General features: G+C 40.2%; 7 protein-coding genes and 1 pseudogene. All 8 read right to left on the minus strand.

All coding sequences use genetic code 11. From position 1 onward, the window contains the following. Positions 1 to 159 precede the first annotated feature (159 nt). Positions 160 to 1,728: pseudogene (locus tag EWV66_RS07720) on the minus strand (plasma-membrane proton-efflux P-type ATPase); the annotation flags it as partial. Between the two features lie 670 nt (positions 1,729 to 2,398). Further along, on the minus strand, positions 2,399 to 3,466 hold the full coding sequence (locus EWV66_RS07725; protein ID WP_287107249.1) for a ribonucleotide-diphosphate reductase subunit beta: 1,068 nt from the start codon (positions 3,464 to 3,466) through the stop codon (positions 2,399 to 2,401). Positions 3,467 to 3,519: 53 nt separating this feature from the next. Further along, positions 3,520 to 3,966 (minus strand): DUF29 domain-containing protein, encoded by a 447-nt coding sequence (locus EWV66_RS07730; RefSeq protein WP_052278441.1) that lies wholly within the window; start codon positions 3,964 to 3,966, stop codon positions 3,520 to 3,522. 2 nt (positions 3,967 to 3,968) lie between these two features. Next, positions 3,969 to 4,430 carry a DUF29 domain-containing protein gene (locus EWV66_RS07735; protein ID WP_287107248.1) on the minus strand — a complete coding sequence of 154 codons (462 nt, stop codon included), beginning with the start codon at positions 4,428 to 4,430 and terminating at the stop codon, positions 3,969 to 3,971. An 11-nt stretch (positions 4,431 to 4,441) separates the two neighbouring features. After that, the gene (locus EWV66_RS07740) at positions 4,442 to 4,894 is read right to left on the minus strand and encodes a DUF29 domain-containing protein (protein ID WP_052276516.1); all 453 of its coding nucleotides are present in this window, start codon (positions 4,892 to 4,894) and stop codon (positions 4,442 to 4,444) included. Between the two features lie 3 nt (positions 4,895 to 4,897). After that, positions 4,898 to 5,374 (minus strand): DUF29 domain-containing protein, encoded by a 477-nt coding sequence (locus tag EWV66_RS07745; protein ID WP_052276515.1) that lies wholly within the window; start codon positions 5,372 to 5,374, stop codon positions 4,898 to 4,900. A gap of 38 nt (positions 5,375 to 5,412) precedes the next feature. Next, complete coding sequence (locus tag EWV66_RS07750) at positions 5,413 to 5,904, minus strand: DUF29 domain-containing protein (RefSeq protein ID WP_081417905.1); 492 nt, start codon at positions 5,902 to 5,904, stop codon at positions 5,413 to 5,415. A gap of 62 nt (positions 5,905 to 5,966) precedes the next feature. After that, positions 5,967 to 9,326, minus strand: coding sequence for a ribonucleotide reductase barrel domain-containing protein (locus tag EWV66_RS07755; protein ID WP_287107247.1), 3,360 nt, complete (start codon positions 9,324 to 9,326; stop codon positions 5,967 to 5,969). Positions 9,327 to 9,867 lie beyond the last annotated feature (541 nt).

The raw sequence follows: 9,867 nt of genomic DNA on the forward strand, positions 1-9,867 counted from the left end.
TAGAGCGACCATAAGACCAGAACAGAGTAAATCTGTTAAGGCAGGTGCGAAAAATCCTTCGGGAAAGAAGCAGAAACCCAAATCGTGAGGTTTGGGAATCGCCGTCCGTTTTACGGCGGTGAGGATGTCAACGAGGGTTCCTAGCTGATTGGGGGGGACTTCCCGAAAAATTTTGGCATCGAGGATATTGTTACCTAAACCCAATTGTCGGGCGGTTTCCTTAGCGATTAACACCTGATCCCCCGTGATCATCTTGACGGGAACCCCTAATTTTAGGGCGGTTTGTAGGGTTAATTGGGAATCAACCCGTGGTGGATCGAATAGGGAAATAATGCCCAAGAATTGCCATTGACCTTGGGGGTTGGTTTTTGCCACTCCTAGGGCGCGATAGCCTTTTTTGGCGTAATCTTCGATGATTTGATTCACCGTCCCTTCGATTTCCTCTTTATTGTAGGCTAGATCGAGCATTACCTGCGGTGCGCCCTTACTGGTTTTAAAAGTCTCACCATCGGCGGTGGTAATATCGGCTTCGGTGCGTTTAGCGACGGGATCGAAGGGGGTAAAGTGGGTGACTTGATAGCGATCGAGTACCGTGGCATCTTTTAAACCGGCGAGAATAGTTTTATCGATCGGATCGTCATCGCTAGTTTGGGAAGCGAGGGAAGCGGTGAGAATTAGATCGTCGGCGCTGATCCCCGGCAGGGTGTAGGGATCGCCTAAACTAAGCTGATTAAGGGTGAGAGTGCCGGTTTTATCGGAACAGAGCATATTCATGCCCGCTAGTTCCTCGATCGCCGCCAAGCGTGTCACCACGGCGTTTTTATCCGCTAGTGCCTTTGCCCCTACCGACATACTGACGGAGAGAACTGTGGGCAAGGCGACGGGAACAGAAGCAATGGTGAGAACGAGACAGAATTTCAGCAAGCGGATCACTTCTACGCCCTGTTTATCGACAATACCGTTATAAAGACGGTAAACAACGATAATAGCGATTAAAATCAGGGCAATGACGATGAGAAAGTCACCGATTTTGAGGACTGATTTCTGGAAATGGCTGACGTTTTCGGTACTGGCTACCAGTTTAGCGGTACGACCGAAAAAGGTATTACTGCCGGTCCCGTTAACTATGGCCTCAGCTTGACCTTTTTTCACCACTGAACCTGAGTACACTTGTTCGCCAGAACTGCGATCCACGGGTAAGGATTCCCCCGTTAGGGCAGCTTGGTCGATTTTGACGGGATCCCCCGGCAGCAGTCGGGCATCGGCCGGCAGCACATCGCCGATCTTGATCCGGATCACGTCTCCGGGTACTAATTCCCTAGCGGGGACGGAAACAAATTTGCCGTCTCTTTTGGCATCGGCATTGAGGGCGAGTTGCGCTTTCAAGGCAGCCACCGCATCCCCGGCGGTTTTTTCCTCGAAGTAGCCGATCAAACCGTTAGCCACCAGTAGAATGGCGATAATCACGAAGTCCACCCAATCACCGACGATAGCGGAAAAAATTACCGCCGCTTCAATCATCCAGGAAAAGGGATTCCAAAAGTAGGAAAGGAATTTGATCAGGGGGCTGACTTTTTTCTCGGCAATCTCGTTATAACCGTCGCTATTGAGGCGATTTTTTGCTTCACTGGTGGTGAGACCATCGGGAGATGTTTTCAGTTGGATCATTAAATCTCGCATGGAGATTTTTGAGAGATCGTTGGTCGGTTTATCGGTAGTATTGGTCATCTCTGGTTAATTTTTCAGCAATATACAGTAATTGCTCGGCTTTTTCAACGCTTTCATTCTAGGGCAACTTTTGCAAATGATCTCTAGTTTTATAATTTTCTCAGGTCAGTTCGGGTTAAGTAGGGAGGCACAATTATTTGTAGGATGGGTTAGCGGTAGCGTAAACTATGCGGGCGTTGGGTTTCATGCTTCAACCCAACCTACGTTCATTTTATATTTAATTCCACCCACCCACTTAGGCACTCATACAAGAGGCACTCATACAAGAGGCAAAGGGCAAAAGGCAAAAGGCAAGGGGCAAGAGGGGGAATAAATAATCAGTCTTTAATAACCAGATTTAGTATTACCGGTTCTTCGGTTTGTGTTATGCAATGGACGGGGGTTATAAGGGATGGAACCTTTATATAGAAAGGCATTTAGCGATTTTTGTCAATTGTTTTTGCTCTAGAGCGAACTAATCAATTAAATCTCTTACCAGATAAAGATTTAGTCGATTTATGCCCCCCTATCGAACCATACCAAGTAACGAAGAACCGTATTACCTAAGCAAAAAAAGGAAGAAATTAGCACTAATTTCTTCCTTTTATATAAAGGCTGCTAAATTTTGTCAATTTTTTGACAAAATTGCCACTTTATGGTAATGATTTGGGTCATTTTTGTCCCGTAAATTTTAAATTTCATCCCATCCAGTTAAGCCAGAAGACATAACGTAACTGGTCACGGTTGCTTCAAAAAAGTTCGCTTTGGTGTGGCCTTCTTTTTTGGTATCGGAGAAGCGTTCCAGATGGTTATAGGGACTTTTGTTATACTTTTCTTCCCTGTATAAAGGCTCAAGTCCGATCGCTTTCAGTCGAATATTAGCGAGGTATTTGGTGTACTGTTCGGTACTGTATTCGGTAATACCTAAAATGTCGTTGCCAACAATGTGATTTGTCCAGCGACATTCGTGTTTAACCGCATTATCGAACATCTCATAAATTTGTTCAACGGAATGGGAAAAAGTTGCCATGGCTTCGGGAATAAGTTTCTGATACAAACGGACGTGACTTAATTCGTCCCGGTTGATCATTTTGAAAACGTCAGCGCTACCAGACATTAGCTGTCGAGAAGCGAGATTATAGAAAAAGATAAAGCCGTTATAAAAATACAAACTCTCCAGTAAATAGTCGGCAAGAAGAGCGATAAAATAGCTTTCAGTAGTTTGTTTGTCGATGTATTGCTGGTAGAGACTAGCGATAAATTGACAGCGATCTTTGAGAACTTTATCGGTGCGCCAAAAGTCATAAACTTCACCTCTGCGATCCGAGGGAATAATCGTTTCAATTAAGTATTGATAACTTTGATTGTGCATGGCTTCTTGAGAAATTTGTTCCGCCATACAAAGACTAATTTCTGGCGCAGTGACGCTACCTTTGAGGTGGGGAATATTACAGGTTTGCACGGAATCAAGAAAAGTTAGATAGGACAAAATACCATCATAAGCATATCTTTCTTCGTCGGTAAGATGCCCGTATTCAGTCACGTCTTGAGTGATATCTAAGCGTTGCGGGATCCAGAAATTTTCGCGCATTTGTTGATATAAACCCACCGCCCAGGTGTAGCGGACATCGTTTAACTGCATCAGGTTGGTGGTGTTACCAAACCAGATCGAACGGTTTTCGATCGCATCATCTCCCGCAGGATTGAAGATCGGGGAAATGGGCATCGAATGGCAAGTATTAACTAAATGTAAGGACATGATTACTTGAATCTTATGGCACTTCTAGGTTATAGTAGGTTTTTGGTAAAAAGTCAAATGTTTTGATTAGGGATAAATTCAAAATCTAGGGCTTCTGCCAAAGTAAATGGGCAATTCTTCGGGAATTTCTCTAGGTTTATCCCTGTTTCAATAGCGGCTTTTTTTCTGGCTTTATTATAGCATTTTTTTAAATCTTCTTCTGTTAAAAAACTCTTAAGACTAGGGCTATTTTCTAAATCTTCTTCGATTCTCTCTCGATGCTCAAAAAGGGTTAATGCCCAGCTTCTGGTTTGTTTTTCTGGCTCTTGTAAGTATTTTAGTAAATGCCATAAAATCACAGTCAGATTGCTTTTTAATGCTTTCTGTTGATTGATAGACATAGATTTTATTTCGTCAATTAAATTTTCTAAATCTAAATCAGAAAACTGATTATTTTCCAGTAAATTAATGGTTTTCTCTAACCAGAGATAGTAATCTTTTTCGTATAAGTTCTTTTCCATAATTATCCCCATTGTTTTGATATTTCAGGAAACCAATCCTCATTTAAAGCTTGTTCTATAGTGCAAATTGGAGCTAAACTGACCAAATTTTCAGCCATTCCCGATAATTCGATAAAAGAAATACGAGCTTCTTGAAAAGAGTTATCAAAAATTTCAATCAGATAAGGCTGTAAACTAGGACTATCGGCAATAATTCTTTTTATGGCACGACGGAAATTCCTGATTTCATTTTTCCATCCTCTTTGATTATATTCTAATTCCGATTGCCAGTAAACCAGTTTTAGCAAATGTTCTAATAAGCGAGTTAAATAACTTTCTAAACTTCGTTTCTCGCTTTTACCCATGCTGCTAATTTCTTCAATTAAATTCTCTAAATCTAAATCAGAAAACTGATGATTTTCTAGTAAAGATATGGTTTTCTCTAACCAGAGATAGTAATCTTTTTCGTATAAGTTCCTTTCCATAATTATCCCCATTATTTTGATATTTCAGGAAACCAATCTTCATTTAACGCCTGTTCTATAGTGCAAATTGGAGCTAAACTGACCAAATTTTCAGCCATTCCAGATAAATCCAGAAACAATTTACGGGCATTTTGATAACAGGACGAGAAAATTTCCGATAGATAGGGCTTTAAACTGGGACTGTCTTCAATAATTTGTTTAATTTGTAGGCGAAAGTTACGGATTTCATTTTTCCATCCTCTTTGATTATATTCTAATTCCGACTGCCAGTAAACCAGTTTTAGCAAATGTTCTAATAACCGAGTTAAATAACTCTTTAAGCTTTGTCGTTGACTTTTGCCCATGTCGCTAATCTCCTCGATGAGATTATCTAAATCCAAATCAGAAAACTGATGATTTTCTAGTAAAGATCTGGTTTCCTCTATCCAGAGATAGTAATCCTGTTCGTATAAATCACTCTTCATTGCTTAATCCTCTCCGAGAAACTCAGGAAACCAATTTTCATCTAAAATTTGGTCAATTGATCCAATAGGTGTAGCACTTAAAAGTCTTTTATCGATGCCAGAACCTTCGACGAATAGATGGCAAGCATCCTCATAACATTGCTCAAGAATCTCGGTGAGGTAAGATGCTAAGTTTGTATTATAAGTTCCATCCTTTTTGTTGCTAATAATTCTTTTTATTTGAATGCGAAAATTTAAAATCTCCCGTCGCCACTTGTTTTTATTGTAATCGCGCTTAGATTGCCAATAAGTTAATTTAAGTAAATGTTCCAAGAGTTTAGTTAGTAAACTCTCTAACTGCTGACGTTCTCTTCTGGACATATCTTTGATTTCTTCAATTAAATTTTCTAAATCCAACTCAGAAAACTGGCGATTTTCTAGTAAAGATATGGTTTTCTCTAACCAAAGATAGTAATCCTGTTCGTATAAGTTCGTTTCCATAGTCCCTCACCTTAGTTAACTATAATCCAACCAAATCATCAATTATTATTATCCTCATATTCAGGAAACCAATCATCATCCAAAGCTTGGGCAAGAGTGAGAATTTTTTCCCTGGGCAAAGTATTGATTTTTACTCCCATTTTTCTAGCTAGGATACGAAGGGCTGACTGATAACATTTATCAAAACTATTCTCTAGATAGGACTTTAAACTTGGATTATCATCAAGAACTTCCCATAAATCAATTCTAAAAATAGTAATTTCTCCTTGCCAGTGATTAGCATTATATTGGCTTTCCGATTGCCAATAAGCGAGTTGCAGCAAATGTTGGATTATTCTAGTCAATAAACTTGTTAAGGTATGTTTTTCCTTGATACCCATACTTTTAATCTCCTCGATGAGATTATCTAAATCTAAATCGGAAAATTGATGATTTTCTAGTAAAGATATGGTTTTCTCTATCCAGAGATAGTAATCCTGTTCGTATAAAGTCTTATCCATAGCTGTGATTAGGTGATCAATAAAACTCATTTTATCAGTCCTAATCTTTGATGTAAAAAAATTAAGGTGGGCATTGCCCACCGAAGTTAACCTTAATTAGCGCAACTAGAACAACTATCGTCAGACTCTCGAAAATTGTCCTTTTGTACGGTACGGATATAATAAATCGCTTTACACCCCAATTCCCAGGCCATAACTAGGGTATCAAAGATATCTTTGGCAGTGAGACAACGGTTGGGTTCTTCGGGGAAATAAACCCCTTCATTGAGGTTGAATAATAACTCCATAGAAATCCCCGTATCGATCCATTCTTGCATAGTAGCGATCGCTTTCACCACTTGCTGCTGTTCGAGATTTTTATTCTCTGGATAAAACCAGAAAGCTTCTTCAATAAAAGGTGGTGCGATGGGAACGGTTCCCTTTGCCCATTTATCGTAGAAAAAGCGACTATAAACTGGCAAAACACTAGCGGTACATCCCTGTACCAAACTGGAGGAAGTATTAGGAGCAATGGCGGTAATATGGGAATTACGGATGCCAAATCGTTGAATATCTTCGGCTAATTGTTGCCATCTTTGCGGTTGCACCGCATTATTTAAAAACCATGCCACTGGTTTTGCTCCGATTAATTTACCTTGACTCCATTCACTACCCAAGAAAGCTTGATAAGCACCGCGTTCTTTGGCTAATTCCATCGAGGAATAGGTACACCAATAGCCAATTTCTTCAAATAAATTACTAATTTCTGACAGGTTATTGTAGGATAATTTCCGTTTAGCTAACCAGTCAGCCAATCCCATCGCCCCTACCCCAATAGTGCGATATTTATCGTTGTGGTTTTTAGCATTATCAAAGGGAGGATTAGTGATATCGATGGTATTGTCGAGAATCCTGACAGCGATTTGACAATTAGACTCGATTTCTTCCCTGTCGATATTGGCTAAATTAAGGCTAACTAAATTACAACAATGGGCAGTTTTATCGGGGGTGACATTGCTGAAAGATTCGGTGCATTGTCCTGTTAGAATGCCGTTAAACATTCCCAGATGACGCTTGGGTTCTGTAAAACAGTAGGTGTCATCTCGACGACAGGTTAACTCTACCGATTCAATGCGGATAAACTGAGTTGCCGAACGTTGGGGTTCTTTTAAAGTCCATTGTAAGCGATGGGTTTTAAGTCCCAATTGACCAAGTTGAAATAGTCCGACAGAATTAATCAGTAAACGATATTTTGGTTGACAGAGATATTCTTGATAATTTCCCTTTCCATTTGGCATCAATTTATAGCCACCGTCATCCATAAAAGTAACTTTGGAATCAACTCCTAAAGTCTGTAACATTAGGCGAATATCGAGCAAAAATTGCCGGTTAACAGCAGCAATCTGGAGAGACTCGTTAGAACCATTGCGGGCAACTGTTCCATCGGCATCAAGTAAACCAGCTAACCATTCTAAACGAGATTTAATTGTGTAACCATTGAGAGGAACTGTAAATTTACTGGGAATATCTAACGGGAGTTTACAGACGATCCGATCTTGTTTACTGTCATGATATACCCCTAGGATATCGGTTTCTTTTCTCCAAAAAGTACCTTTTTCAATAGAGCCATTTCCCCGATATTTGTTACGAATAGCCAATAAGGGAAGTAACTCTTTTTTAACTCCGTATAGGTCAACTTCTGGCATTCCATTGTTTCCGTAACTCCCATCTCCAGAAAAGAATCCTGCGGTGTAGGCGTAGGGAAAGTCAAGATCATTTTCTGACTGGATGAGAGGCAGCTGGTATTTAATTAATTTATCTCCTTGTTTGAGGTCTTTTGCCTCCACAATTTCCACGGTTCCCTTGTAGTTCTTCTGAACGTAAAACTTATGGTAGTAAGTACATTCTAATGCCTCTCCGTTAGAGAAATTGACCTTTAATAAAGGCTGGTTTTCTCCAGTCTTTTTAACTAATACTTCTGACCACTCCAATCCATTCCAGACATTAACATATTCCCCCACCAAATCAGCGATTGCTATTTGTCCTCGGTCAGTGAGAATTTTTGTTTCTCCCGCGACGCATAAATTTACACCGGGGATATAGCCATCGTGCTTATTAGGATTAGCGCGATTGATGGTATCTTTGAAGGCAATGTAGGGCATTCCTGTTTCTACTTGGGAACGCATGATACTTTTAAATAAGTCCCGGGCATTGATTTTTTTATAGAGGAGAATCTCTTGATCTAAATTAGCTTCTACTAAACGATAGGCCTCTTCAAATTCTTCCCCCCATAGTTCCGCTAATTCTATACCTAATTTATTGCGAACTTCGTAGGGATCTACTAATGTCCACTCGGCTTTATTTATCACCCGACGCATGAATTCATCGGTGATAACTAATTGGGGAAAAACATCATAAGCTTTACGTCTTTGATCACCGTTTTCTGTCTGCATTTCCAGAAATTCTGGCACATCTAAATGCCAGATGTCAACACCGATAGTTACTGCCCCGGCGCGTCTTCCCCCCTGATTTACTGCAATAGCTGTATCGTTGAGTAATTTAATCCAAGGAATAATCCCCCCGGAAGCATTAGCTTTCCCCATTACCCAGCTACCAGTGGCGCGAATTCTACTCACATTCACCCCGACACCGCCACCATTTTTTGAGATGCGGGCAGCATTAGTAATCTCGTCGAAAATGCTTTCTAAACTGTCGTCAATGGAGAGGATAAAACAACTGGTTAAGGAACCTTTGGGAGTGCGTAAATTGGCTAAAATTGGGGTGGCAAGAGAGATTTTTCTTTGAGCAATCCCTTGATAAAATTTCTTCGCCCAGTGGAGTCTATTAGCCGGTTCTTCCACAGTGGCAAGCAGTAGGGAACAGGTTAATAATGCCTCTTGGGGTAACTCATTTTTGAGTAAATAACGGCTAGTGATTAACAATGCCCCTGCGTAATCATAATCGATGTCCCAATCGGGATTAATCCAAGAACCGGCTTCTTTTAATTCTGCTTCGGAATAGATGAGAATCCTTTCGTCGTACAGCCGATTTTTAACTTGAGTTTTGACAGTTTTCTCGTAATTTCCGTACTGATAACCCCGGACTACTAAGGTATCTTTCCACAGACTCCAAATATGCAATCTTCCCGCCACATAGCGCCAATCCGGTTCCTCGGGACTACACATTTCTAGGGCGCAATTAATTAAATTATCCTGTATTTCCCTGGTGGTAATCCCATCCCGCAGGCGCGTGGTTAAACCCGCTTCTAAGGCGATTGAATTGACTTTTTTGCCTTCACAAGCCCACTCTACCACGTCGCGAATTTTGCCGATATTTAAGCTTGTGGTGGAACCATCGCGCCGAATCACTCTAATTCCATGGCTGCCCATATTAGCTAAAGGGGTAGAACGAAAGGGTATTACTTCGTTATTTTTGTGAATGGAGACGGTAGTAGTCAAGGGCTTTGATTGCATAATTAGGAAATTGCGGCGTTAAAAAATTTGACAAATTAATCTATTTGTACTAGAGTATTCTATCAGATTTTCTGGGAAAACACAACATCTAGCGTGTTAAATAATCTTATCACTCTATATATGGTATAGCCAGGATTATTTTGTTCCCTAAAAACAGTGTTTTGGCTGACATTTTCTGGAAAAAATTCTTGATTTTCCTGAAAAATGTAGTTCTTTTGTATGCTTGACAAAAAGCTTTTTCTTTGGTAGGAAAAACAGATTGACAAAATATTTTTGATCCGATTCTGCTTGACTGCTGAGGAGGTTGTGGTCAGACTTTAGCCAATGGCTGATAGCTTATGGGTATAGTTTTGTTCTTAAGTATACTTTGCACGGCTGCAACTTGCATTTTTTACTCAAGGACAATAATATAGTTTAAGAGCCATAATTAGAAGCAAAGCACTCATTAAAAACATGATTAACCTAGAATTCACGGAAGAAGAAAAGAACTCACTGTATTATGAAAGATTTCATCATCCCCATCCCCGGGTTCAACTGAAGA

The organism is Microcystis sp. M_OC_Ca_00000000_C217Col (assembly GCF_007095585.1).
GTDB classification, from domain to species: Bacteria; Cyanobacteriota; Cyanobacteriia; order Cyanobacteriales; family Microcystaceae; genus Microcystis; species Microcystis panniformis.

Bases quoted from the DNA above. Each gene is read 5' to 3' on its own strand.
- EWV66_RS07730 (WP_052278441.1), bottom strand. From the start codon at position 3,966: ATGGAAAAGAACTTATACGAAAAAGATTACTATCTCTGGTTAGAGAAA.
- EWV66_RS07735 (WP_287107248.1), bottom strand. From the start codon at position 4,430: ATGGAAAGGAACTTATACGAAAAAGATTACTATCTCTGGTTAGAGAAA.
- EWV66_RS07745 (WP_052276515.1), bottom strand. From the start codon at position 5,374: ATGGAAACGAACTTATACGAACAGGATTACTATCTTTGGTTAGAGAAA.
- EWV66_RS07750 (WP_081417905.1), bottom strand. From the start codon at position 5,904: ATGAGTTTTATTGATCACCTAATCACAGCTATGGATAAGACTTTATAC.
- EWV66_RS07740 (WP_052276516.1), bottom strand. From the start codon at position 4,894: ATGAAGAGTGATTTATACGAACAGGATTACTATCTCTGGATAGAGGAA.
- EWV66_RS07725 (WP_287107249.1), bottom strand. From the start codon at position 3,466: ATGTCCTTACATTTAGTTAATACTTGCCATTCGATGCCCATTTCCCCG.
- EWV66_RS07755 (WP_287107247.1), bottom strand. From the start codon at position 9,326: ATGCAATCAAAGCCCTTGACTACTACCGTCTCCATTCACAAAAATAAC.